Consider the following 23,092-nt stretch of genomic DNA (forward strand, 5'->3'; position numbering starts at 1 on the left):
GTCAGGCGGCGCTCGCGGTAGCTTGCTGGCCAGGGATGGCGCCAATCAGCTCACGGGTGTAGTCGCCGGCCGGCCGGTTGAAGATCCGCTCCACCGAGCCTTGTTCCACCACCTGGCCATTGCGTAACACCAGCACTTCATGGGCGAAGTTGGCGACCACCGACAAGTCATGGGACACCAGCACGTAGGCAATGCCCATTTCTCGTTGCAGTTCTTCGAGCAGTTCGAGGATGTGGGCCTGCACCGACACGTCGAGGGCGCTGACCGGTTCATCGAGCAGCAATAGGTCGGGCTTCAACGCCAGCGCGCGGGCGATGGCGACCCGTTGGCACTGGCCGCCGGACAACTCGCGCGGCAGGCGGTCGAGGAAACTCACTGGCAAATGCACGCGGCTGATCAGCTCGCGGGCCGCCTGTTCCAGGGCCGGGCCCTTGAGCAAACCGAACGACACCAAGGGTTCGACAATGCTGTCGAACACGCTGAAGCGTGGGTCCAGCGCAGCAAACGGGTTTTGTTGCACCAGTTGCAGGCGTTGACGCAGCGGGCGGAAGTCGCGCCAGCTGAGGTGGGTGACGTCCTGCTGTTCAAACCAGACCTGGCCCCTGGTGGGTTTCTCCAGGCCGAGGGCAATGCGCAGCGCGGTACTTTTGCCCGAACCGGATTCGCCGACGATTGCCAGGGTCTGCCCGGGGTACACCTCAAAACTCAGGTTTTCCAAGGCCACAAAACTGCTTTCTTCACCTTTGACCTTGGGCAAGGTAAACGTCTTGCCGACGTTTTTCAGGCTCAGGATCGGTTCCTGCATCGGGTCAATTCGAATCAACGGTTCACGGCGCTTGGCGAAGGCCGGCGCGGCGGCGATCAATGCACGGGTGTAATCATGTTTGGGGGCTCCGAGTATCTGCCGGGGCGCGCCTTGTTCGACCACTTGGCCCTGTTGCATCACCAGGATGCGGTCGGCACGATCCAGCGCCACGCCGAGGTCGTGGGTGATGATCAGCAAGGAAATCCCGCGCTCACTGACCAGCCGTTGCAGGTGGTCGAGGATCTTGCGTTGGACGGTCACGTCAAGGGCGCTGGTGGGCTCGTCGGCGATGATCAGGCGTGGGTTGCCGGCCAGCGCGATGGCGATCAGCACGCGCTGGCGCATGCCGCCGGAGAGTTCATGCGGGTACTGACGCGCGCGCAGCACCGGCTTGTCGATGCCCACTTGTTGCAGCAACTCGACAATATCCGCATCGACGCCGGGGTAGCGCTTGCCCTTGGCCAGGATCAGCGCCTCGGCAATCTGCTGGCCGACGCGCAGGGTGGGGTTGAGGCTGACCATCGGGTCCTGGGGCACCAGGCCGATGGTGCGCCCGCGCAGGCTGCGTTTCTGTCGTTCACTGGCGTGGGTCAGGTTATTGCCGTCTACCCACAGCTCGCCGGCGCTGATTGCGGCGTTGTCCGGCAGCAGGCCGAGGATCGCGTTGGCCAGGGTGGATTTTCCCGAGCCGGACTCGCCGACAATCGCCAGCGTCTCGCCTTGGGCGATGGTCAATGACAGCCGGTTCACTGCCAGGTTGCCGTGCCGGTAGCTGACACTCAGATGGCGAACATCCACTAGAGCACTCATCGTTGAACCTCCTCGAACGTGCGGGCGATATGGTTGAGGCTGAATACCACCGCGACCAGGAACAGGCCGGGCAGCAACGACACCCACGGGGCGGTGATCAGGAAATGCCGGCCGTTGGCGATCAACGTGCCCCATTCGGCCGCCGGCGGTGCGGCGCCGAAACCGAGAAAACTCAGGCCGGCGGTGGCAAGGATGGCCGCACCGAAATCCAGGGTCGCCAGCACCGCCACCGGGCCCCAGGCGTTGGGCAGGATGTGCCGCAGCAAGGTGCGCGCCCAACTGGCGCCGCCCAGGCGCGCGGCTTCCACATAAGGCAAGGTCTTGACCCGCAGCACCTCGGCGCGGGTGGTGCGGGCGAATCCGGGGATAATCCCCACGCCCACTGCAATGGCCACCGGCACGGTACCGAAGCCGATGGCCGTGACGATTGCCAGCGCCAGCAGCAGGCCGGGCAGGGCGAGCAACACGTCGATAAACCGCATGATCACCGCATCGATACGCCCGCCGGCAAAGCCGGACAGAATGCCCAGCCCCAACCCGCCCAACAGCGCGATCCCCACCGCCAGGAAGGCGGCCAGCACCGACAGGCTGGAGCCATACACAACACGGGTGTACAGATCGCGGCCCAGCTCGTCGGTGCCGAACCAGTGGGTCAGGTTTGGCGCAGTGAGCTTGACGGCAGGGGCGGTGGCGTAAGGGTCGAAGCTGGTCAGCCAGTGCGGTGCCACGGCGGCAAGCAAGGAAAACAGCACGATCAGCAACGCCAGGCTGAAGCCCGGCCGCCGCAGCAATGGCAGCACCACTGCCGTTGCGCGTTGCCGGCGGGTGCGGCGTTGCCAGAGGGTGGTGGTAAGGCCCAGGTTTTGCTCAAGGATAGTCATGGTCTAGGACACCTTTGGCGTGTGGGAGATACGCGGGTCGAGCCACGGGTAAAGCAGGTCCACCAGCAGGTTGACCAACACAAACGCTGCCGCCGACACCGCGACAATCGCCAGCACCACCGGGATGTCCTGGCGCAGCACGGCCTCCTGAGCCAGGCGGCCGATGCCGGAGCGGGCGAAGATGGTTTCCACCAGCACCGCCCCGGACACCGTGTTGCCCACTTGCAGGCCGATCAACGTGAGGATCGGCAGCGCAGCGTTCCTGAACCCATGGCGCGCCTGCACCTGGCCACGGCTCAGGCCCTTGGCGTAGGCGGTGACGATATACGCCTCCTGCCACACCCCCTGGAAGCTGCGCTGCAGCACTTGGGCGTACACCGCCGCACTCGGAATGGCCAGGGTGATCGCCGGCAGCACCAGGCTTTCAAAGCCGCGGCTGCCGGTGGCGGGGAACCAGCCAAGACCGAAGGCGAACACCTGGATCAGCAACAGGCCCATCCAGAACACCGGCACCGAAAACCCCAGGGAGGGCAGGCGGGCCAGGGCTTTTTTCAGCGGTTGCCAGCGGATGTAGGCCGTCAGGTAGGCCAGGCCGATGCCGCCGACCAGCGACAGCACAATCGCCAGGCCGGCCAGGGACAGGGTTTGCGGCAAGCGCTCGGCGAGCAACTCGGCCACCGGGCGGTTGAGCGACAGGGATTGGCCGAAGTCACCGTGCAATGCGCCCAACAGCAGGTCGACATATTGCTCGAACAGGCCCTTGTCCAGGCCGTAGTAGGCCCGCGCCTTGGCCAGGTCGGCCACCGACAGCGAATCGGCCTCCATGCCCGAGGCACTGAGCATGATCGACAGTGTGTCGCCCGGCAGCAGGTACAGGATGAAATAGGTGATGCTATAGGCGCCCCATAGCACCAGCAGCGCCTGGCCGACGCGACCGATCAGGTAGCGGCTCATGGGGTGCCGATCTCGATATCACCCAGTAGCGCGAAGCCCTCGGCGGTCCAGCGGAAGTTTTTAACCTTGGGCGACGTCGCCGCCTGCCAGACACGCTCGTACACCGGGAACGCCGAGCTTGCATCGATCAGCAGGTCCTGCAGGTCACCGTAGGCAGCGGCACGTTGTGCGCCTTGGGTGGCGGTGATGCCGGCATCAAACAAGCCTTTGGCTTTATCCAGGACCGCCGGTTCATAGGTGTTGGTGGCCACGGTGGAACTGTTGGCGCTGCGCGGGTCGAGGATGGTTTGCAGGATGATTGGGTCGGCGCGGGTCATGTAGTTGATGGTCAGGTCGTAGTTGCCGGCGGAGTTGTTGGCGACCCATTCGGCGCGGGTCACCACGCTGAGTTTCAACTCGATACCGACCTTGCGCAGTTGGTCCTGGATCAGTACGTCACCGGCGGTTTCGGCCGGGCTGATGTTGTAGCTCAGGCTCAGGCGCTTGCCGTTTTTGCTGCGATAACCGTCCGCGCCCTTGGCCCAGCCGGCTTGGTCGAGCAGGCGTTCGGCACCTGCCGGGTCGTAGGCGAGCTTGGCACCCTGGCTTTTGAAGTAGGGCGTGGTCACGTCGAAAATGCCGTCCACCACCGGGAACTCGGCGTTATACACGGTGCTGGCGTAGCTTTTACGGTCGATGGACTTCTGCACGGCCAGGCGCACTTGTTGGTCGGCGAGGATGCGTTCGCCACGGGTGTTGGGGTACAGGTTGAGTGCCGGGCCCGGCAGTGAGCGGCTTTGAATGGTCGCGCCCTTGGACTGGAACAGCTTCAGATCGACTTCCGAAAACGGGTTGCGCGGCCACAGGATGTCGGCCTTGCCTTGCAGGAACAGGCCGTTGCGCACGCTCTCTTCGGGGATGTAGCTGACGTCTACGGCGTCCAGGTGCGCCTCACCCGGGTTCTTCATATTCGCCGAGGGCCAGGCGTAACCCTTGCGCTTGGTCAGGTGCGCGCCGACTTCCGGCGTGTAGCTGGCGAGCACAAACGGCCCGGTGCCGATGATCTTGCCCAGTGACCGCTCCTTGACCGTCAGTGCGTAGGAGGCGGGTGCGAGGATGGCCAGGTTGGTGGTGGACGTGGCCTGCAGAAAGCCCGCGTTGGGCTTGGCCAGCACCAGCTTGACAGTGAAGTCGTCGACCACTTCAGCGTGGTCATAACCCGCCAGGTAAGTGGCACCGAACGTCGCCGGCAGTGCGGTGGCCAGCGCCTTGTCGCTGTCGAAAGCGGTTTTCACCGCCTTGGCGTCGAAGCGCTCGCCGTTGCTGAAGGTGACGTTGTCGCGCAGGTGGAAGGTGTAGGTCAGCGCGTCGTCACTGATCTCCCAGCTTTTGGCCAGCCAGGGGATGATCTTGCCGGTGGCCGGGTCCTGGTCGGTGAGTGACTCGGCGACATTGCGCAACAGCACCCGGTGTTCCAGCCAGTAGACCTGGAAGGGGTCAACGCTGACCAGGGTGGTGTTGTCGCCGAAGAAGGCAATATTCAGGGTTTTGTTCGCCTGCGCCTGGTCACCCGAAGGTGAACAGGCGGCCAGGCTTATCGCCAGGGCGCAGGGGGCCAGCAGACGGCTCATCAAGTTGGAGGTGTTCAATGGGGTGCCCTCGTTTGGCGGTTTGAATCAGAAGTCGTAGGCCAGCTTGGTGTACCAGTAGCCGCCACCCGGGTAGAACGGCGGGTTGCCATACGGCGCCAGGCCCAGGTTGCTGTAGACGGCGTGCCGGTCGGGGCGCACGTCGAAGATGTTGGTGCCGCCGATGCTTACGGTCAGGCTGTCGACGAAGGTGTAGCTGACGTCGAGGTCAGTGATCCATTTGGCGCCGAAGCTGCGGTCGCCCGTGGGGTTGACCGCCAGGGTCTTGACTGCGCCATAGCGGGCGGTTTGCAGGTTGACCGCCAAGTCGTCGACCTTCCAATTGGCGCCCAGGATCCACTTGGTCTTCGGCGTGGCATCGGTGAGGTCGCCCTCGCGGTCGCGGCCCACCAGGGTCACGCCGGAATTGGCCAGCGCTGCCGGGGTATCCGGGGTGCCTTCGATCGTGGTCTTGTTCCAGTTGAAGCCCAGGCTCCAGCGCACCTCGCCCCAGGCATCCAGCGGCGTGGTGTGGTCGGCGACCACGTCCAGGCCACGCGTACGGGTGTCGAAGGCGTTGGTGTAGTAGTTGACCCAGGTGCCGGTGGGCACGCCCTGGGCGGCCAGGATGGCGTTGATCGCGCCGTTGCCACGGTCGTAGATATTGCTGGTCAGGGCGATGCGGTCATCGATGTCGATCAGGTAGGCGTCGGCGGTGATGCTGGTGCGCGGCGCGGGTTGCCAGGTCAGGCCCAGGCCCAGGTTGCGTGACTTCTCCGGCTTGAGGTCATCGCCGCCCAGGGCCTTGGCCAGGTTGCTGCCCGAGGGGGTCAGGCGGGTGACCGCCGGTACTACGTTGCCATTGACGTCGGTGGCCACGCGGTTGTCGGCCACGGTGTAGCCGATCTGCGTCAGCGACGGCGCACGGAAACCGGTACCGACGGTGCCCCGCACCGCCACGGTGTCGGTCAGCTCATAGCGTGAATTCACTTTCAGGCCGAAGGTGTTGCCCGAGTCATCGTCGTAATGTTCGACCCGCCCGGCCACATCGAGGAACCAGCGTTCGGTGAGGTCGAAGCCCAGGTCGAGGTAGCCGGCGTAGTTGTTGCGGATCAGGCTGACTTCATCTTCGGGGCGAATGGTCACTGCCGCCTGCGCGCCCGACGCCGCGGGGTAGGTGCCGGTGATATAGGCCTCGGGGTCGCCGGCGAAGGTGCTGAAATGCTCCCAGCGATGTTCCAGGCCGGCCGACACCTGCACCGGCGAAGTCAGGTTGAACAGGCTGTCGTAGCGGCGGGTAAAGTCGAGGTTGTTGACCCACTGCTCGAAGCGGAAGGTGGCCAGGTTGTCGAATTTGGTCGGCGAGGCCGTGCCCAGCGACGGGTTGATGTTCAGGTCGCTGGAATGGTGGACATTGTTGCGCCCGTAGGTGGTGCTCAGGTCCCATTTCCACTCGGCCAGTTGGCCCTTGCCACCGAACAGCAACTGGTAGTCGCGGTCCTTGATGTTGTTCAGGGGGTAGTAGCCGTCGGGGAATACCTCGGGCACGGCAGCGGTGCCGGTCGGCAGGCGGAAATAGTTGGCCGCTTCGGCATCGCGCTCGCCGTAGGTGGAAAAGGAATACAGCGTCAGGTCTTCCAGGGGCAGCTCGGCGTTGTAGGCGAGGTTGAAGGCCTTGAGGTCGGGGTCACCGTTCTTGATTGCCACCCGGTCCCAGGCGGCTTCCTTGGCCGGGTCGTTGAAGGCCCGTACGCTGCTGTCGGCCTTGTCGTTCCAGGAGGCTTCGCCACGTTTGCGTGCATCGGCGGAGAAGTGGAAAAAACCGCCATCGCCGAGTTTGAAACCCTGGTCGCCGGCGACCTTGATGGTTTCGCCCTGGCCGGAATACAACTGGCCATAGCTGGTCTCCAGGTGGCCGCCGTTGTTGGCGGACTTGAGGATGATATTGATCACCCCGGCCACCGCATCCGAGCCGTACTGGGCGGCGGCACTGTCCTTGAGCACTTCGATATGGTCGACCGAGCTGACCGGGATCAGGTCGATGTCCACGGCATTCGCGCCGCTGTTATCGATCGAGCCGCGCTGGCCGGTGGCACCGTTATGGCGGCGTTTGCCGTTGACCAGCACCAGGGTGTAGGCCGGGCCGAGGCTGCGATTGCTGAGGGGGCGGGTCACCGAGTTGTAGCCGGCGATATTGGTACCGAAGTTGAAGGAGGGCAGCAGCTTGGCAATCGCCTCGGACAACTCGGCACGGCCGGTCTTGAGCAACTGCTCGCTGTTGATCACGTCAATCGGCGCCGGGCTGTCGGCCACGGTGCGCGCTTGGCCACGCAAGCCGGTGGAAATCACGGTGACGGTGCCGAGCTTGGCGTCTTCGGTCGCGGTCTCGGCAAAGGAGGGCGCGGCGGCCAGGAGCAGGGAGCTGGTCAACAACGACAGGTGGAATTTTTTCAGCGGCGCGGGGCTTGTGATGTCTGGCATGTAGGCAACCTGGTGGCTGTGGGTACGTCCTCCGCCAGGCATGGGGTCGGTCTGTGAAATGAAGATATCTCTATAAAAAACCGTGGGGAAAGTCTTTTTTGGAATAAGCTAATTATCAGACATTGTTATTTTGAGGTTTTATAAGATCATCTATTTTTATTATGTGGTGGGTTGCATCGCGCCTCGCCGCAGGATGTGCGAGCTGTCGCGGCCTGGCATAATCCGCTGGCGCCGAGAGTCGCAGGCGCGCGCAGCGATCTTCACCGGCAATCCAGCCAGATCTCAGAACCCCTAGGGAGTCGATGCCATTGATGGTGCTGTTGAACCGATTGAGCGTGTTTTCCATCCAGGCGCGCCGGGCTCTGGGGTTGGTGTGGGGCACGTCGCGGCCACTGTTCACGGGCCTGTTGCTGGCCACGATCATTGCCGGGCTGTTGCCGGCGTTGGCTGCCTGGATCGGCCAGCGCATTGTCGATGGCGTGGTCCACGCCATGCAGATTCATGCCGCTGGCAGCCAGGCACCCGTCTGGCCGGTGATGCGCTACGTGCTGGCCGAGGCGGGAGTGCTGGCGCTGCTGGCCGCCGCGCAGCGTGCATTGTCGATGCAACAATCGTTGTTGCGGGTGCAGTTGGGGGTAAGGGTCAACCTGATGATTCTGGAGAAAGCCCAGACCCTTTCACTGCTGCAATTTGAAGACGCTGAGTTTCACGACAAACTGGTGCGCGTGCGCCAGGGCGCTTCGACCCGGCCGCTGAGCCTGGTGACAAAGGGCTTGGGCCTGGTGCAAAACCTCATCTCGCTGATCAGCTTTGCCGTGCTGCTGGTGCATTTTTCGCCGTGGGCCCTGGTGATTCTGGTGGTCGGCGCGTTGCCGGTGTTCTTCGCCGAGACGCATTTTTCGGGCAATGCGTTCCGCCTGTTCCACCGGCGCGCGCCTGAGACCCGCCAGCAGAATTACCTGGAATCGCTGCTGTCCCACGAAGCCCATGCCAAGGAGGTCAAGCTGTTTGGCTTGGCGCCGCTGTTCCTCAAGCGTTACCGCGACAACGCCCAGCGCTTGTACACGGAGGACCGTCAGTTGACGGTGCGCCGCGATGCCTGGGGCTTGGCCTTGGGCCTGCTGGGCACCGCGGCGTTTTACCTGGCTTACGCCTGGGTGGTGCTGGACACCGTGCAAGGCCAGACAACTCTGGGCCAGATGACCATGTACATCGTGTTGTTCAAACAAGGCCAAAGCGCGATCACCGCCAGCCTCAGCGCGATTGCCGGCCTGTATGACGACAGTTTGTTCCTGTCGGACCTTTATGAGTACCTGCTAACCCCGGTGACAGTGCCGCGCGGCCGGCTTACCCAAGGAGCGAATCCCGGCGATGGCTTGCGCTGCGAGCAGGTAGGGTTCCGCTACCCCGGCGCTGAACAGCCGGCATTGAGTCACATCAACCTGCACCTGGCGCCGGGGCAAAGCCTGGCGCTGGTCGGTGAGAATGGCTCGGGCAAGACCAGCCTGATCAAACTGCTGACGCGTCTTTACACACCGGACGAGGGCCGCATCCTGCTGGACGGCAGCGACCTGCAGGAGTGGGATGAACACGCACTGCAACAACGCATCGGGGTGATTTTCCAGGACTACATCCGCTACCAGATGAGCGTCGGTGAGAACCTCGGGGTGGGCGACGTCGAGGCGTTGCACGACGAGGCTCGCTGGCGCGCGGCGGCGACTCAAGGGGTGGCTGCCGAATTCATCGAGCGCCTGAGTAAGTCCTATGCAACGCCATTGGGGCGCTGGCTTGGCGGGCAGGAACTGTCTGGCGGGCAATGGCAGAAAGTCGCCTTGTCACGTGCTTATATGCGTCAGGAGGCAGACCTGCTGATTCTTGATGAGCCCACGGCCGCGCTGGATGCCGGCGCGGAGGCGGCAGTGTTCGAGCACTTCCGTGAACATGCCAAGGGCCGCATGACCCTGTTGATTTCGCACCGATTCTCCAGCGTGCGCAATGCAGACCACATCATCGTGCTGGGCAATGGGCGAATCCTGGAGGAGGGCAACCATAGCCAGCTGATGGCTGCACACGGGCGTTATGCCGAGTTATTCGATGTTCAGGCGCAGGGTTATCGCTAGGGGCTGCGCTAACGGGTGGTTTGCCCTGCTTCATGGCGATGCGACCCTTTAGAGTAAGTCAAAATAAATCTTGAATCGCGCCTGAGGTCCTGGCGCCTTACCTGCCGCTATGTCGCCGTATACACCCTTTCCCAAGCGCCAGCCCAGGCCAAACGTGGCATTTCGAGGGTTGCCGACGAAAAGTGCTCATCAAGGCTTCGTAGCAGAACAGCCAACAATACCTGCAGGGTATTCATGCAGACCTTATCCATATTGGACGCTGCAAACCCCACGCGTCAGCCTGCCCTCAATAACTATAAAAGAGTCGCAACCATGACCGTGCTATTGAGTGAGCGCAGCCAGATATTCCAGCGTGCCGATGCCTATGCTGTGTCGGACTACGTCAACCAGCATGTGGGCAGCCACTGTATTCGCCTGCCGCCCAAGGGGCGCCCCGAGGCGAGTATCAGCCACCGCACTTTCGCCAGCCTGGATTTGTGCCGCATCAGCTACGGCGCGCCGGTACGGGTCACATCGGTGGCGCTGGAAACCATCTATCACTTGCAGATTCTGTTGAGCGGGCATTGCCGCTCCAGTGCCCGTGGCAAGGATGACGTGTTCGGGCCGGGGGAAATCCTGCTGATCAACCCGGATGACCCGGTGGACCTGACCTATTCCGCCGATTGCGAGAAATTCATCATCAAGCTGCCGGTGCGCCTGCTGGAGAATGCCTGCCTTGAGCAGCACTGGAGCCTGCCGCAGGTGGGCATCCGCTTCGCGACGGCCCGCCATGCGCTCAGCGAAATGGGCGGCTTCCTGCCGTTGCTCGGGCTGATCTGCCATGAGGCGGAAAACGCCGCCGAGCCACATATGCAAGGCCTATACGAGCGCATCGTGGCGAACAAGCTGCTGGCATTGCTGGCCAGCAACGTGTTGCGCGTGATCCCCCAGGCTGCTCACGGCGGTGGCTTTGAAGCGGTGCGCGAATATATCGAGCAGCACCTGGGCGATGACATCAGCGTTGAGCAGTTGATGGCGGTGGCCAAGGTCAGCGAGCGCTCGTTGTATAGCCTGTTTGAACGCCAGGTGGGGCTGTCGCCGCGCGACTATGTGCGCCGCTGCAAGCTCGAACGGGTGCACGCCCGTCTGCAATTGAGCAGCACGCGCAGCGTCACCGAGGTGGCGCTGGACCACGGCTTCGTGCACCTGGGGCGGTTTTCCGAGGCCTATCGAAAACGCTTCGGCGAGCTGCCGTCGCAGACCTGGAAACGCCATCGTTAGGCAGCGTGCGCCAGGCGGATAACGATGTGCAGGCAGCGGATATTGCCGCGCTGGGCGAGCACGTACGGTGAGGGCGCCTGATACAAGAACAACGGAGGGCCCGCCCCATGATCAGTACACTCGACCGACTCGCCAGCCAATTGCACGAGTCCGTACAGGAAGACCCCGCCAGTGGGGTGTTCCGCTGCCGCCGCGACATCTTCACTGACCCCGACCTGTTTGCCCTGGAGATGAAACACATCTTTGAGGGCGGCTGGATCTACCTGGCCCATGAAAGCCAGGTGCCCGCGATCAACGACTATTTCACCACCTGGATCGGCCGCCAACCGGTGGTCATCACCCGTGACAAACACGGCAGCTTGCATGGCCTGGTCAATGCGTGTGCGCATCGCGGCGCCATGCTGTGCCGGCGCAAACAAGGCAACAAAGGTTCATTCACCTGCCCATTCCATGGCTGGACCTTCAGCAACGCCGGCAAGCTGCTCAAAGTCAAAGACGCCAAGACCGGCGCCTACCCGGACAGCTTCGACTGCGATGGCTCCCATGACCTCAAGCGCCTGGCGCGTTTCGAAAACTACCGTGGTTTCCTGTTTGGCAGCCTCAGCGACGCGGTGCCGGAACTGAGCGACTACCTGGGCGAAACCCGCGTCATCATCGACCAGATGGTGGACCAGGCCCCCCTGGGCCTGGAGGTGCTGCGCGGCAGTTCATCCTACGTCTACGACGGTAACTGGAAACTGCAGATCGAGAACGGCGCGGACGGTTACCACGTCAGCTCGGTGCACTGGAACTACTCGGCGACCATGGGCCGGCGCAACTATGAGGCCGAAGGCACGCGCACTGTCGACGCCAATGGCTGGTCGAAAAGCCTGGGTGGCGTCTACGCCTTCGAGCACGGGCATATCCTGCTCTGGACGCGCCTGCTCAACCCCGAGGTGCGCCCGGTGCATGCGCACCGTGAGGCGCTTACCGAACGCCTGGGCCAGGCGCGGGCCGACTTTATCGTCGACCAGACCCGCAATCTCTGCCTCTATCCCAATGTGTACCTGATGGACCAGTTCTCAACCCAGATCCGTGTGGTGCGCCCCCTCGCGGTGGACAAAACCGAAGTGACGATTTATTGCATGGCGCCCATCGGCGAGAGTGCCCAGGAGCGCGCCACGCGGATTCGCCAGTACGAAGATTTCTTCAACGTGAGCGGCATGGGCACCCCGGATGACCTGGAAGAGTTCCGTGCCTGCCAGACCGGTTACCAGGGCGCGAGCAGCCTGTGGAACGACCTCAGTCGTGGCGCTAAACAGTGGGTGGAAGGCGCTGATGAAAATGCCTTGGCCATGGGCATGCACCCGCAGCTCAGCGGGGTGAAAACCGAGGACGAGGGCTTGTTCGTGCGCCAGCACGCGCACTGGGCCCAAAGCCTGCAGCGCGCGATCCAGCGCGAACAGCAAGGGCTGATCGCCAGTGACCGGGAGGTGCAGCCATGAGCCTGTCGCGTGACCAGTTGCTGGGCTTTCTCTACCGCGAAGCGCGCTTGCTCGACGACCGCCAATGGGATGAGTGGCTGGCGTGTTACTCCCCCAAGGCCGAGTTCTGGATGCCCGCCTGGGACGACTACGACACCCTTACTGAAGACCCGCAGCGGGAAATCTCGCTGATCTACTACCCCAACCGTGACGGCCTAGAAGACCGCATCTTCCGGATCAAGACCGAGCGCTCCAGTGCCAGTACGCCCGAGCCGCGCACCGTGCACATGCTCTGCAACCTCGAAGTGCTGGCCGACGAAGGCGCGCAAGTGGACCTGCGTTTCAACTGGCACACCCTCAGCCACCGCTACAAGACCACCGACAGCTATTTCGGCACCTCCTTCTATCGCCTCGATATCGGCGGCGAACAGCCGCTGATCACGCGCAAGAAAGTGGTACTGAAAAACGACTACATCCACCAGGTCATCGACATCTACCACATCTGAGGACACCGCCATGACGTATGCCATCGCCCTCAACTTCGAGGATGGGGTGACCCGCTTCATCGACTGCAAGGCGGGTGAAAAGGTGCTCGATGCCGCCTTTCGCCAACGTATCAACTTGCCCATGGACTGCTCGGATGGCGTGTGCGGCACGTGCAAATGCCGCTGTGAAACCGGCGCCTACGATTTGGGCGACGACTATATCGAAGACGCCCTGAGCGAAGACGAAGCGCAGGCGCGGCAGGTGCTGACCTGCCAGATGGTGCCGCACTCCGATTGCGTGATTGCGGTGCCGATGGCGTCCAGCGCCTGTAAAACCGGTACCGGCCACTTTGCCGCGACGCTGGCCGGCATCACCCGCCATGCGGATGCCGCGCTGGAGGTGAGTTTCGAGCTGGACCAGGCGCCGGTGTTTCTACCCGGCCAGTACGTGAACATCGGCGTACCGGAGAGCGGGCAGACGCGCGCTTATTCTTTCAGCAGTCGCCCGGGCGACACCCGTGCAACCTTCCTGATCAAGCACGTGCCCGGCGGGTTGATGAGCAGCTGGCTGGAGCGCGCCCAGCCGGGCGACAGCGTGGCCATCACCGGGCCACTTGGCAGTTTTTACCTGCGTGAGGTGGTGCGGCCGCTGCTGTTACTGGCCGGGGGCACCGGCCTGGCACCGTTCCTGTCGATGCTTGAAGTACTCGCGCAGCGCCAGGAAACCCGCCCGATCAGGCTGATTTATGGCGTCACGCGGGATCAGGACCTGGTAATGGTCGAGGCGTTGCAGGCCTTCACTGCGCGCTTGCCCGACTTCAGCCTGGTGACCTGCGTGGCGGATCCACAAACCACTCACCCGCGGCAGGGCTACGTCACTCAGCACATGGCCGACGCAGCCCTGCACGGCGGCGATGTTGACGTGTACCTGTGCGGCCCGCCGCCGATGGTCGATGCGGTGCGTCAGCACTTCAAGCAACAGGGCGTGACCCCGGCCAGTTTCCATTACGAGAAATTCACCCCTAACGCCGTCGCCAAGTGCGATGCCGCCTGAGGACACCCGCATGAATCAACGGTTTAACAACAAGGTCGCGCTGGTGACCGGCGCCGCCCAGGGGATCGGACGGCGCGTCGCCGAGCGGTTGCTGGAGGAGGGCGCCTGGCTGGTCGCGGTGGATCGCTCCGAGCTTGTGCATGAGCTGCAGCACGCACGGGCGCTGACGCTCAGCGCCGACCTGGAGCTGCATGCCGAGTGCGCGCGGGTGATGGCCGCCGCCAAGGCGCGTTTCGGGCGCCTCGATATCCTCGTCAACAATGTCGGCGGCACCATCTGGGCCAAGCCCTTCGAGCACTATGGCGAGGCTGAAATCGAAGCCGAAGTGCGTCGCTCGCTGTTCCCTACGCTGTGGTGCTGCCATTGCGTGCTGCCGTACATGCTGGAGCAGGGTGGGGGCGCGATTGTCAACGTGTCGTCCGTTGCCACCCGTGGGGTCAACCGCGTGCCCTATGGCGCAGCCAAGGGCGGCGTGAATGCCCTGACCGCCTGCCTGGCCCTGGAGACCGCCGGCAGTGGCATTCGCGTCAACGCCACAGCGCCCGGCGGCACCGAGGCACCGCCACGGCGTATCCCGCGCAACAGCCAGCCGCAGAGCGAGCAGGAGCGCGTGTGGTACCAGCAGATCGTCGACCAGACCCTCGACAGCAGCCCGATGAAACGCTACGGCAGCATCGACGAACAAGCCGGCGTGATTCTGTTCCTGGCTTCCGACGAGGCCTCCTATATCACCGGCGTGACCTTGCCGGTAGGCGGTGGCGACCTCGGCTGAAGCGCGTTTTACCTGCAGACACTGACTCACAACAACAATAAAGAGAGCACTGCCATGCGTACCCATGACGTCCATTCGATTATTGATAATGCGCCTTTCAACCGCTTCCATTGGCTGATCGTGAGCCTGTGTGCCTTGCTGTTGATCTTTGATGGCTATGACTTGTTTATCTACGGCGTGGTGTTGCCATCGATCATGCGCGAGTGGGGGCTGACGCCGTTGCAGGCGGGCGCCCTGGGCAGCTATGCGCTGTTCGGCATGATGTTCGGTGCGCTGATCTTCGGCACCTTGGCGGATCGCTTCGGCCGCAAGAAAGGCATTGTCTTTTGCTTTGCGCTGTTCAGCATCGCCACCGTGGTCAACGGCTTTGCCAGTAGCCCCAGCGAGTTCGGCATCTGCCGGTTTGTCGCCGGGCTTGGCTGTGGCGGGCTGATGCCTAACGCGGCGGCCCTGATCAACGAATATGCGCCGAAGAAATTCCGCAGCACCTTGATGGCCTTCATGTTCAGCGGTTATTCCCTAGGCGGCATGTTCGCCGCCTGCGTGGGTATTTTCATGCTGCCGGCGTATGGCTGGCAGTCGATGTTTTTTGTGGCGGTGATTCCGCTGCTGCTGTTGCCGTTGATTGTGTACGGGTTGCCCGAATCCATCGGTTTTTTGATTCGCCAGGGTCAGCTGGAGCAGGCCCGGGCGCTGCTTAATCGGGTGTCGCCGGGTACCCAGATCCAGGCCGAGGACAGGCTGGTCATCGCTGACAGCAAAGGCAAGGGCGCGTCGGTAGTGGAGTTGTTTCGCCATGGCCTGGCGGTGCGCACGGCGATGATCTGGACTGCGTTTTTCTGCTGCCTACTGATGGTCTATGCATTGAGTTCGTGGTTGCCCAAGCTGATGGCCGGCGCCGGATACAGCCTGGGTTCGAGCCTGTCGTTCCTGATTGCGCTGAACCTGGGCGGTATGGCGGGGGCGCTGATCGGTGGCCGCTTGGGGGATCGGCTCAATCTGGTCAAAGTGGTGATCTGCTTCTTTATCGCGGCAGTGGTGTCGATCAGCCTGTTGGGCATCAACAGCCCGATGCCGATCCTGTACCTGCTGATTTTCGTCGCAGGTGCCACCACCATCGGTACGCAAATCCTGCTGTATGCGGGTGCGGCGCAACTCTACGGCCTGTCTATTCGTGCCACGGGCCTGGGCTGGGCGTCCGGTATCGGGCGCAACGGCGCCATTGTCGGCCCGCTGCTGGGGGGCGCGCTGATGGCGATCGAACTGCCTCTGCAACTGAATTTCATGGCCTTTGCCATCCCCGGCGCCATTGCGGCGCTGGCGATGAGCGTGTTTGCCCTGAATGAGCGGCGCACGCGTATTGCCCTGCCGGCCGCCCAGGCGCTGTGACCGCCAAACCGTCGATAACAATAACTAAGAGCAACGACATGAACACACAACGTATCTGGCTCGCCCTGATGGGCGTGCCCCTTGCGGCGACGGCTGACGAGGGCGGTTTTTTCAAGGACTCCACGGCCACCTTGCAGGCACGCAACTACTACTTCAGCCGCGACTTCTCGGACATCGTCGGTGCCAATCAGCAATCCAAGGCCGAAGAATGGGGCCAGGGCTTTATCCTGACCTACAAATCCGGCTACACCCCAGGCCCGGTGGGCTTTGGCCTGGATGCACTGGGCACGCTGGGGATCAAGCTCGACAGCAGCCCGGACCGGGTCAATAGCGGTTTACTTCCGGTGAAGGACAGCGGCCGTGCCGCCGACGACTACAGCCGCCTGGGCCTGACCTTCAAGGCCCGGGTGTCCAGGACCGAGCTGAAGGCCGGCGAACTGCAGCCCAACCTGCCGGTGCTGGCCTTCAGCGATATTCGCCTGCTACCGCCGAGCTACCAAGGGGTGAGCATCAGCTCCAGCGAGATCGCCGGCCTCACCCTGCAGGCCGGGCATTTGACCACCACCAGCCTGCGCAATGAGGCGGGTGACGAGAAGATGCTCGCCATGCTCGGGCATGTGCCGCAGCGCGGGGCACAGAGTGATGCCTTCAACTATGTTGGCGGCGACTATGCCTTCAACGGCAACCGCACCAGCGTCAGCCTGTGGCAGGCTCAGTTGCAGGATATCTACGCGCAGGCCTTTGTTGGCCTCAAGCACAGCCAGCCGTTAGGGGCGTGGGTGCTGGGCGCCAACCTGGGTTACTACGACGCGCGCGAGGACGGCAACCAATTGCTCGGCAAGCTCGATAACCAGGCGTTTTTCTCGCTGCTGTCGGCCAAGCGCAGTGGCCACACGTTCTATCTCGGTTATCAGGCAATGTACGGCGACAGCGCGTTCCCACGTGTGTTTGCCAACGTCACGCCGCTGGGCAACGAGGTGCCCACCTACGAGTTCGCCTATACCGACGAGCGTTCCTGGCAAGTGCGCTATGACTACGATTTCGCGGCGCTGGGCATTGCGGGGTTGACCACCACGGTGCGCTATATCACCGGCAATAACGTCAACACCGGGGCCGGCTACGAAGGCAAGGACCGTGAGCGCGACCTCGATATCGGTTATGCCGTGCAGCGTGGTGTGCTGAGCGGCTTGGGCATTCGCCTGCGCAATGTGATGGCGCGTTCCAACTACCGCAGTGATATCGATGAGAACCGTCTCATCCTCAGTTACACCTGGAAGCTGCTTTAAACCCCGCCTTCGCACGTGCCCATGACCTTGTAGTTGAGCGTGTGACTGACGCCCTGGCTGTCGAGGTACACCAGGGTGGCAGGCTCTACCTGGCAACTACGCGGCACCGGCGTGGTGGAAACGATGTGCTGGATATCAGGCGCCGGGCTCTCATCGCCACCGGCGGCAAAAGCCCCGGGGGCGGTGAAAAGCAGGATGAGGCTGAGCAACCGAATGTTCATGGGATGACCCTCTGTCAGTAGGCTCCAGTGTAGTGGCTGTAGCGCCGCGTTAAAGCCTGGAAGCGGTAAATGACTCGTACGTATTGCGTAGTAATCGAGGTGTGATATTGATGGACCTGCTCAACGGTATGCGAGTATTCACCCAGGTCGTCGACAGCGGCAGTTTTGCCGCGGCGGCCGAGGTTCTGGGGGTGTCCGGCGCGCAAGTCTCGCGGTTGATCTCCGACCTGGAGGCGCACCTCGAGACGCGCCTGTTGCACCGCACCACCCGACGCCTGCGACTCACCGAGTCGGGCGAGCGTTACCTGCTGCGCTGCCGCGGCATCCTCGATGACGTCAGGGCGGCCAGCGCCGAAGCCAGCGGCGCCCACCTCAACCCGCGCGGGCGCTTGCGCGTGCATTGCATGAGTGGGCTTGGCGTGTTGATCACACCGCTGATCGCGCGCTACTGCGAGCGGTACCCGCAGGTGTCCCTGGAACTGACCCTGTCCCAGCACAACCCCGATCCCCTTGAAGAGGGGCATGACGTGGTGATTTCAATTGCGCATGCGTTGCCAGATTCGGCCCTGGTCAGCCAGACGGTCGGCCAGCTCTTCAGCGTGCCTTGCGCGGCCCCCGGTTACCTGGCCACACACGGCGTGCCCGCACACCCGCATCAATTGCTGCAACACCGACGCCTGCACTTACGCGACTTTCAGGAGGACGAGTGGCTGTTCCAAGGCGAAGAGGGCGAGATTGCCATTGCCCCCGGCAACGCCTTCACCACCAACGTTGCCGACGCTATGGTCAAGGCCACCCAAGAGGGCATGGGCATTGGCCTGCTGCCGTTCTTCAGCGCCCATCCAGCCTTGCAGGACGGTTCGCTGGTGCGCTTGCTGCCGGCTTACACGCTGCGCGAACGGAGCATTTTCGCGGTGTACCCGTCGCGGCGCTTCCTGGATGCCAAGGTACGCACCTGGGTCGAGTACTTGCGGGCGCAACTGCCTGAGCTGTTGGCTGCGCTCAGCGCAGATCTGCTCGGCAGTCGTTGATTGAATCAGGCAATCAAACAGGTAGATCGGGCAATACATCTGGCTATGGGTCGACGCATACTTCAGGCGCAGATCCAGCAGACAGGAATTGACATGGAAAAGAATACCAACACGTCTGACTCAAACGCTTTGGGTTCACCCACCCTCAGCCGTCGTGACGTGCTCATCACATCGGCCATCGTTGGCACAGGGTTGGCTGTCAGCCCGCTGTCGTGGGCCGCTGCATCACGTAGCGCGCCTGGCACCCACCAGCCCGTTGAGGGCGCACATGTCCTGCAGCAGCGCACACTGGGCAACCTGGTGGTTTCCGAGTTAGGCGCGGGGTGCATGAGCATCAGCGCCAACTATGGCCCGCCGGCAGACAGGGCAGAAGGCATCAAGCTGATTCGCAGCGCCTATGAAAAGGGCGTCACCTTCTTTGATACGGCCGAAATCTACGGGCCCTATACCAACGAAGACCTGGTGGGCGAGGCGCTTGCGCCATTTCGTGATCAAGTGGTCATCGCCACCAAGTTCGGTTTCGATATCGGCACCGGTGGTCTCAACAGTCGTCCCGAACATATCCGGGCCGTCATTGACGGTTCGCTCAAGCGCCTGCGTACCGATCATATCGACCTCTACTATCAGCACCGAGTCGATCCTTCAGTGCCGATCGAGGAGGTGGCAGGTGTGATTCGCGACTTGATCAAGGAGGGCAAGGTGGCACATTTCGGCCTCTCCGAAGCGAGTGCAAGCACGATTCGTCGGGCGCATGCGGTCCAGCCGGTGACGGCGGTTCAGAGCGAATACTCGCTGATGGAACGAGCGGTCGAGCACAACGGCGTGCTGGCGGCATGTGAACAACTCGGAATCGGTTTTGTGCCCTGGGGGCCGCTCGGAATGGGGTATTTGCCCGGCACCCTCACTGCCAGTACCCGGCTCGATCCGAAGACCGACCTGCGCAGTGGTTTCGACCGCTTCAGCCCCGAAAACCTGGCAGCCAATACCGCGATCATCGACTTTCTCAAGGCATTTGCGCAGCGTAAAGGCGCTACTGCCGCACAGGTTTCGCTCGCCTGGCTGCTGGCCCAGAAACCCTGGATTGTGCCGATTCCCGGCACCCGCAGATTGAACCATCTGGAAGAGAACCTGGCCTCGGTCAGCATTCAATTAACGGCCGCCGACCTGAGTGAGATTCACACGGCATTCTCCGCGCTCACGGTGCACGGCGGTCGAATGAATCAGATGCAAATGCGCGTTGTCGATGAGACGCAGTGAGTCGGCGGCCCCTGGATTCGTCATTTCAGGCAATCAGTACCCCGATTGATGCAGCACGCGAAACGGTCAACTCGACACACCAGGCACTCGTTGGAACCTGGCAGAGGCTGACGCCTACCGTCAGCTGTCGTGCTCTCTGGCCCATGCAGAGCAGAATCAATAAGGCCAGAGGGCGGGAGAATAGAGACAGCGCTGTTTTGAAGGGCGGCCGGGGCACTCAAGGTAGAGACTTTATTGCCTGTAATACCGCGTCGGCGAGGGTCTTGGTAATAACTCGACGCCGAGCGTTATCGATCATCGGGCTCAGCCACGTGGGCAGGCTGTTCAGCATGGGTAAAATCGCTGTGAGTGCACCCTCGCGCAACGGCCCGCCAGGCGCATGGCCTAGCTGGCCGATCAACGTCAGCAATTCTGATTCATAGGCACGCCTCAATCGCGTCCAGCTCAGCGTAGAAAACGCAGGTGGATACCTGCTGCCAGGGTCATTTGCCACCGTGCAATTTGAAGGTGCGCTGGCGGCCAACACGCTCAGCCTGCCGCCCAGCGCGCTCATCGTCGGCAAAAGTGGCGTACAGGTGGCGACGGTAGATCCGGCTGGGAAAGTGCTGTTACAGAAGGTCACGGTGACCCGCGACCACGGTGCTTATGTGGAACTCGCCGACGGCGTCAGCCAGGCTGATCAGGTGATTGCCAATCCCCCCGACGGACTAAGTTCAGGTGACCAGGTGCGAATCGCCCAGTCAGGCGTCACCGCCGCGAGATAGCGCAGTGGTGAATGCAATGACAGATTTTGCAGCGCTCCCAAGTCTGGGCTTTGCGGCGGGGGCGGCTCTGGTCGCGGGACGGCCACCACACATTGATGAGCCCTCTTCATGAGGTTATTGGGCTTGCGCCTACTAATCAGCTTTATCCGTAAAGGTTACATTCAAAACTGGGCTATCCCTGCTATGCACACCGATCGAGGACATCCTATGCCAGCAGTTCACGTTCCCGCGCTCAGCGCCACATTGAAATCTGCACGTTTGCTTCAAACGATTGGCACGGCGCTGATGCTGCTTGCATTCGATGCTGCCGGCGAAGACCACCCATTGGTGACCGTTACGCCGGCGGGGTCTCAGCCGTCGACCTCCGGCCCCGTGGAATACTTCACGGGAAAAGTGCGGGTTGATGCCCGGTTCCAGGGCGCGGATGGCGCTAGCGTCAGCGGAGCAACCGTCACGTTCGAGCCTGGTGCTCGTACTGCATGGCACACCCACCCTTTGGGGCAAACGTTGATAGTGACTGCCGGTGTCGGCCTGGTACAGCAAGAGGGCCAGGCAACTCAGGTGATTCGTCCGGGCGACACTGTGTGGATACCCCCTGGCGCCAAGCACTGGCATGGCGCAACGCTCACCAATGGCATGAGCCATATTGCAATCGCCGAGTTGCTTGATGGCAGCGCGGTTCAATGGCTGGAGCAAGTGTCCGACGAAGACTACGCCAAGGCTTTGTGATTCTCACCCGGCAGCCAACGTAGCTGCGCCCGTTCAAAGGTGAAACCTGATGACAGAAACCAGAGATTTAAACCAACCCGAAGGTTCACCGGTTGTTGAGGCGTCGAGCGTCACACCTTCACGCCGCAACTTTCTCAAGTTTGGTGTTTCAGGCATCGCCGCAGCGACGGTGTCGACCTGGATCCCGGACAGCGTGGTGGCTGCCCAGCTGGCGCCACAGGTGATCGACGATGAGGGTGCGCCCGGAGCGGGCGAGCGACGTATCCAGCTCACGGTGAATGGGCAACTGCATAAACTCAATGTTCCGGCTAACGCGATACTGCTGGATGTCTTACGTGACCGCTTGCAACTGACCGGAACCAAGAAGGGCTGCGACCACGGCCAGTGCGGTGCGTGCACCTTGCTGGTCAATGGGGTTGCGATCAACGCTTGCCTTTCAATCGCTCTGCAACACGATGGCGATAGCATCACTACCATTGAAGGTTTGTCTCAAGGTGACGATATGCACCCTGTGCAGGAAGCCTTCTGGGATCACGATGCCTACCAATGCGGCTACTGCACTTCGGGGCAGATTATGAGCGCCGTGGCGCTGCTCAATGATCCAAACATCGGCACCGACGATGCCAGTGTCAAGGAGGCGATGAGCGGCAATATCTGTCGCTGCGGCGCCTACAAGAACATTCTCGCGGCGATTCAGTCGGCACGCGGGAAAATGGGAGGTGCGGCCTGATGCGTACTTTCGGTTATGCCCGCGCCCAATCGCCGGCCCAGGCGGTGAGCAACCACGCCGCTTCAGGCCAGCCGTTTTACTTGGCGGGCGGCACCACCTTGCTCGACCTGGTGAAGCTGGATGTGATGCAGCCTGACCGTCTGGTGGATATCAATCACCTGACGCTCAAGCAGATTGAGCCACTCGCCGATGGTCGTCTGCGCATCGGCGCGCTGGTCAGCAACACCGCACTGGCCAGCCATCCGCTGATCCGCGAGCGTTATGCCGTGTTGTCCCAGGCGATTCTGGCGGGGGCGTCTACGCAGCTACGCAACAAGGCCACCACCGGCGGCAACGTGATGCAACGCGTGCGATGCAGTTATTTTCGCGACGGTATCTCGCCCTGCAACAAACGCCAGCCGGGCTCCGGATGCGCCGCTATCGGTGGCCACAACCGCAGCGTGCATGCAGTGCTGGGTACCAGCGAGCATTGCATCGCGACGCACCCCTCCGACATGTGCGTGGCAATGGCCGCAATCGGCGCGCAGGTGACGGTTCAAGGCCCGAACGGGGTGCGTGAGATTCCCTTCGGCGATTTCCATAAGCTACCGGGGCAGACGCCTTGGGAGGAGCATGCGCTGCAGCCCCATGAATTGATCACGCACGTGACCCTGGATGCAGCGTTGGCGAACAGTCGTTCGGCTTACCTGAAACTGCGTGACCGGGATTCCTATCAGTTCGCTCTGGCGTCCAGTGCGGTCATCGTGGTGTTGGATGGTCAGCGTATAACCGCAGCGCGAATTGCCCTCGGAGGCGTGGGCACCAAGCCCTGGCGGGCGCTGGAAGCCGAGCGCGGATTGGTCGGTCAGAACGTTGATATTGGATTGTTTACACAGGTGGGTGAGCGCGCCATGCAGGGCGCCCGCGCTTATGAGCACAACGCGTTCAAGATTCCGCTCGGCCAACAGGTCGTGACTCGCAATCTTCGTGATCTGACCGCATAGGAGGGCACCC

The 23,092-nt window shown here is 62.3% G+C and carries 20 protein-coding genes and 1 pseudogene; 14 read left to right on the forward strand and 7 right to left on the reverse strand.

The features are described from left to right. Position 1: 1 nt before the first annotated feature. Genes CXQ82_RS13875 through CXQ82_RS13895 form a run of 5 tightly spaced genes read right to left on the reverse strand, consistent with a single transcriptional unit; the run spans position 2 to position 7,538 of the window. Positions 2–1,615: an ABC transporter ATP-binding protein gene (locus CXQ82_RS13875; protein WP_101269857.1), complete on the reverse strand. Its 1,614-nt coding sequence runs from the start codon at positions 1,613–1,615 to the stop codon at positions 2–4. Then, positions 1,612–2,496 carry an ABC transporter permease gene (locus CXQ82_RS13880; protein ID WP_101269859.1) on the reverse strand — a complete coding sequence of 295 codons (885 nt, stop codon included), beginning with the start codon at positions 2,494–2,496 and terminating at the stop codon, positions 1,612–1,614. The genes CXQ82_RS13875 and CXQ82_RS13880 overlap by 4 nt, the downstream gene beginning before the upstream one ends. A 3-nt stretch (positions 2,497–2,499) precedes the next feature. Beyond that, a complete protein-coding gene (locus tag CXQ82_RS13885) occupies positions 2,500–3,450 on the reverse strand; it encodes an ABC transporter permease (protein ID WP_101269861.1) in 951 nt (316 codons plus the stop codon). Beyond that, positions 3,447–5,060 (reverse strand): ABC transporter substrate-binding protein, encoded by a 1,614-nt coding sequence (locus CXQ82_RS13890; RefSeq protein ID WP_101273785.1) that lies wholly within the window; start codon positions 5,058–5,060, stop codon positions 3,447–3,449. The genes CXQ82_RS13885 and CXQ82_RS13890 overlap by 4 nt, the downstream gene beginning before the upstream one ends. Positions 5,061–5,105: 45 nt before the next feature. Beyond that, a complete protein-coding gene (locus CXQ82_RS13895) occupies positions 5,106–7,538 on the reverse strand; it encodes a TonB-dependent siderophore receptor (protein ID WP_101269863.1) in 2,433 nt (810 codons plus the stop codon). A gap of 311 nt (positions 7,539–7,849) precedes the next feature. On the opposite strand from CXQ82_RS13895, the gene CXQ82_RS13900 reads away from it, so the two are divergent. The 8 genes from CXQ82_RS13900 (at position 7,850) to CXQ82_RS13935 (ending at position 17,367) form a co-directional block, all read left to right on the forward strand. After that, positions 7,850–9,658, forward strand: a complete 1,809-nt coding sequence (locus CXQ82_RS13900; RefSeq protein WP_101269865.1) for an ABC transporter ATP-binding protein — start codon at positions 7,850–7,852, stop codon at positions 9,656–9,658. A gap of 312 nt (positions 9,659–9,970) precedes the next feature. Next, entirely contained in the window at positions 9,971–10,918 is a 948-nt protein-coding gene (locus CXQ82_RS13905) for an AraC family transcriptional regulator (RefSeq protein ID WP_101269867.1), read from the forward strand. A gap of 107 nt (positions 10,919–11,025) precedes the next feature. Then, positions 11,026–12,402 carry a Rieske 2Fe-2S domain-containing protein gene (locus tag CXQ82_RS13910; RefSeq protein WP_101269869.1) on the forward strand — a complete coding sequence of 459 codons (1,377 nt, stop codon included), beginning with the start codon at positions 11,026–11,028 and terminating at the stop codon, positions 12,400–12,402. After that, positions 12,399–12,887, forward strand: a complete 489-nt coding sequence (gene benB, locus CXQ82_RS13915) for a benzoate 1,2-dioxygenase small subunit (RefSeq protein ID WP_101269871.1) — start codon at positions 12,399–12,401, stop codon at positions 12,885–12,887. Before CXQ82_RS13910 ends, benB begins: the two co-directional genes overlap by 4 nt. A 10-nt stretch (positions 12,888–12,897) precedes the next feature. Further along, positions 12,898–13,920, forward strand: a complete 1,023-nt coding sequence (gene benC, locus CXQ82_RS13920; protein WP_101269874.1) for a benzoate 1,2-dioxygenase electron transfer component BenC — start codon at positions 12,898–12,900, stop codon at positions 13,918–13,920. A 10-nt stretch (positions 13,921–13,930) separates the two neighbouring features. Continuing rightward, entirely contained in the window at positions 13,931–14,692 is a 762-nt protein-coding gene (locus tag CXQ82_RS13925; RefSeq protein ID WP_101269876.1) for a 1,6-dihydroxycyclohexa-2,4-diene-1-carboxylate dehydrogenase, read from the forward strand. Between the two features lie 54 nt (positions 14,693–14,746). Beyond that, positions 14,747–16,081 carry an aromatic acid/H+ symport family MFS transporter gene (locus CXQ82_RS13930; protein WP_101269878.1) on the forward strand — a complete coding sequence of 445 codons (1,335 nt, stop codon included), beginning with the start codon at positions 14,747–14,749 and terminating at the stop codon, positions 16,079–16,081. 38 nt (positions 16,082–16,119) lie between these two features. Further along, positions 16,120–17,367, forward strand: a complete 1,248-nt coding sequence (locus CXQ82_RS13935; protein ID WP_101269880.1) for an OprD family porin — start codon at positions 16,120–16,122, stop codon at positions 17,365–17,367. Here CXQ82_RS13935 and CXQ82_RS13940 read toward each other — a convergent pair. Then, positions 17,364–17,588: a DUF2790 domain-containing protein gene (locus CXQ82_RS13940; RefSeq protein ID WP_101269882.1), complete on the reverse strand. Its 225-nt coding sequence runs from the start codon at positions 17,586–17,588 to the stop codon at positions 17,364–17,366. The two genes, CXQ82_RS13935 and CXQ82_RS13940, sit on opposite strands and share 4 nt — an antisense overlap. Positions 17,589–17,698: 110 nt before the next feature. Here CXQ82_RS13940 and CXQ82_RS13945 point away from each other — a divergent pair, with 110 nt between their 5' ends. Together CXQ82_RS13945 and CXQ82_RS13950 are read left to right on the forward strand one after the other, a co-directional pair. Continuing rightward, the gene (locus CXQ82_RS13945) at positions 17,699–18,619 is read left to right on the forward strand and encodes a LysR family transcriptional regulator (RefSeq protein ID WP_101269884.1); all 921 of its coding nucleotides are present in this window, start codon (positions 17,699–17,701) and stop codon (positions 18,617–18,619) included. 273 nt (positions 18,620–18,892) lie between these two features. Continuing rightward, positions 18,893–19,876: an aldo/keto reductase gene (locus CXQ82_RS13950; RefSeq protein WP_101273786.1), complete on the forward strand. Its 984-nt coding sequence runs from the start codon at positions 18,893–18,895 to the stop codon at positions 19,874–19,876. Positions 19,877–20,093: 217 nt separating this feature from the next. On the opposite strand, the pseudogene CXQ82_RS31585 reads toward CXQ82_RS13950, so the two are convergent. Continuing rightward, positions 20,094–20,312: pseudogene (locus CXQ82_RS31585) on the reverse strand (TetR/AcrR family transcriptional regulator); the annotation flags it as partial. Positions 20,313–20,370: 58 nt separating this feature from the next. On the opposite strand from CXQ82_RS31585, the gene CXQ82_RS13960 reads away from it, so the two are divergent. The 4 genes from CXQ82_RS13960 (at position 20,371) to CXQ82_RS13975 (ending at position 23,082) form a co-directional block, all read left to right on the forward strand. After that, positions 20,371–20,640: a hypothetical protein gene (locus CXQ82_RS13960; RefSeq protein ID WP_177409906.1), complete on the forward strand. Its 270-nt coding sequence runs from the start codon at positions 20,371–20,373 to the stop codon at positions 20,638–20,640. A gap of 285 nt (positions 20,641–20,925) precedes the next feature. Then, on the forward strand, positions 20,926–21,369 hold the full coding sequence (locus CXQ82_RS13965; protein WP_218274446.1) for a cupin domain-containing protein: 444 nt from the start codon (positions 20,926–20,928) through the stop codon (positions 21,367–21,369). A gap of 49 nt (positions 21,370–21,418) precedes the next feature. Next, complete coding sequence (locus CXQ82_RS13970) at positions 21,419–22,099, forward strand: (2Fe-2S)-binding protein (RefSeq protein WP_101269886.1); 681 nt, start codon at positions 21,419–21,421, stop codon at positions 22,097–22,099. Continuing rightward, positions 22,099–23,082 (forward strand): xanthine dehydrogenase family protein subunit M, encoded by a 984-nt coding sequence (locus tag CXQ82_RS13975; RefSeq protein ID WP_101269888.1) that lies wholly within the window; start codon positions 22,099–22,101, stop codon positions 23,080–23,082. The genes CXQ82_RS13970 and CXQ82_RS13975 overlap by 1 nt, the downstream gene beginning before the upstream one ends. The last annotated feature ends 10 nt before the right edge of the window (positions 23,083–23,092 follow it).

It is taken from the genome of Pseudomonas sp. S09G 359, assembly GCF_002843605.1.
Taxonomy (GTDB): Bacteria; Pseudomonadota; Gammaproteobacteria; order Pseudomonadales; family Pseudomonadaceae; genus Aquipseudomonas.

What these genes read in the sequence shown, in the direction of transcription:
- CXQ82_RS13885 (WP_101269861.1), bottom strand. Translation starts at nt 3,450, where the DNA reads ATGAGCCGCTACCTGATCGGTCGCGTCGGCCAGGCGCTGCTGGTGCTA.
- CXQ82_RS13900 (WP_101269865.1), top strand. Translation starts at nt 7,850, where the DNA reads ATGGTGCTGTTGAACCGATTGAGCGTGTTTTCCATCCAGGCGCGCCGG.
- CXQ82_RS13940 (WP_101269882.1), bottom strand. Translation starts at nt 17,588, where the DNA reads ATGAACATTCGGTTGCTCAGCCTCATCCTGCTTTTCACCGCCCCCGGG.
- benB (WP_101269871.1), top strand. Translation starts at nt 12,399, where the DNA reads ATGAGCCTGTCGCGTGACCAGTTGCTGGGCTTTCTCTACCGCGAAGCG.
- benC (WP_101269874.1), top strand. Translation starts at nt 12,898, where the DNA reads ATGACGTATGCCATCGCCCTCAACTTCGAGGATGGGGTGACCCGCTTC.
- CXQ82_RS13965 (WP_218274446.1), top strand. Translation starts at nt 20,926, where the DNA reads ATGCTGCTTGCATTCGATGCTGCCGGCGAAGACCACCCATTGGTGACC.
- CXQ82_RS13890 (WP_101273785.1), bottom strand. Translation starts at nt 5,060, where the DNA reads ATGAGCCGTCTGCTGGCCCCCTGCGCCCTGGCGATAAGCCTGGCCGCC.
- CXQ82_RS13970 (WP_101269886.1), top strand. Translation starts at nt 21,419, where the DNA reads ATGACAGAAACCAGAGATTTAAACCAACCCGAAGGTTCACCGGTTGTT.
- CXQ82_RS13975 (WP_101269888.1), top strand. Translation starts at nt 22,099, where the DNA reads ATGCGTACTTTCGGTTATGCCCGCGCCCAATCGCCGGCCCAGGCGGTG.
- CXQ82_RS13930 (WP_101269878.1), top strand. Translation starts at nt 14,747, where the DNA reads ATGCGTACCCATGACGTCCATTCGATTATTGATAATGCGCCTTTCAAC.
- CXQ82_RS13895 (WP_101269863.1), bottom strand. Translation starts at nt 7,538, where the DNA reads ATGCCAGACATCACAAGCCCCGCGCCGCTGAAAAAATTCCACCTGTCG.
- CXQ82_RS13910 (WP_101269869.1), top strand. Translation starts at nt 11,026, where the DNA reads ATGATCAGTACACTCGACCGACTCGCCAGCCAATTGCACGAGTCCGTA.
- CXQ82_RS13935 (WP_101269880.1), top strand. Translation starts at nt 16,120, where the DNA reads ATGAACACACAACGTATCTGGCTCGCCCTGATGGGCGTGCCCCTTGCG.
- CXQ82_RS13945 (WP_101269884.1), top strand. Translation starts at nt 17,699, where the DNA reads ATGGACCTGCTCAACGGTATGCGAGTATTCACCCAGGTCGTCGACAGC.
- CXQ82_RS13880 (WP_101269859.1), bottom strand. Translation starts at nt 2,496, where the DNA reads ATGACTATCCTTGAGCAAAACCTGGGCCTTACCACCACCCTCTGGCAA.
- CXQ82_RS13925 (WP_101269876.1), top strand. Translation starts at nt 13,931, where the DNA reads ATGAATCAACGGTTTAACAACAAGGTCGCGCTGGTGACCGGCGCCGCC.
- CXQ82_RS13905 (WP_101269867.1), top strand. Translation starts at nt 9,971, where the DNA reads ATGACCGTGCTATTGAGTGAGCGCAGCCAGATATTCCAGCGTGCCGAT.
- CXQ82_RS13875 (WP_101269857.1), bottom strand. Translation starts at nt 1,615, where the DNA reads ATGAGTGCTCTAGTGGATGTTCGCCATCTGAGTGTCAGCTACCGGCAC.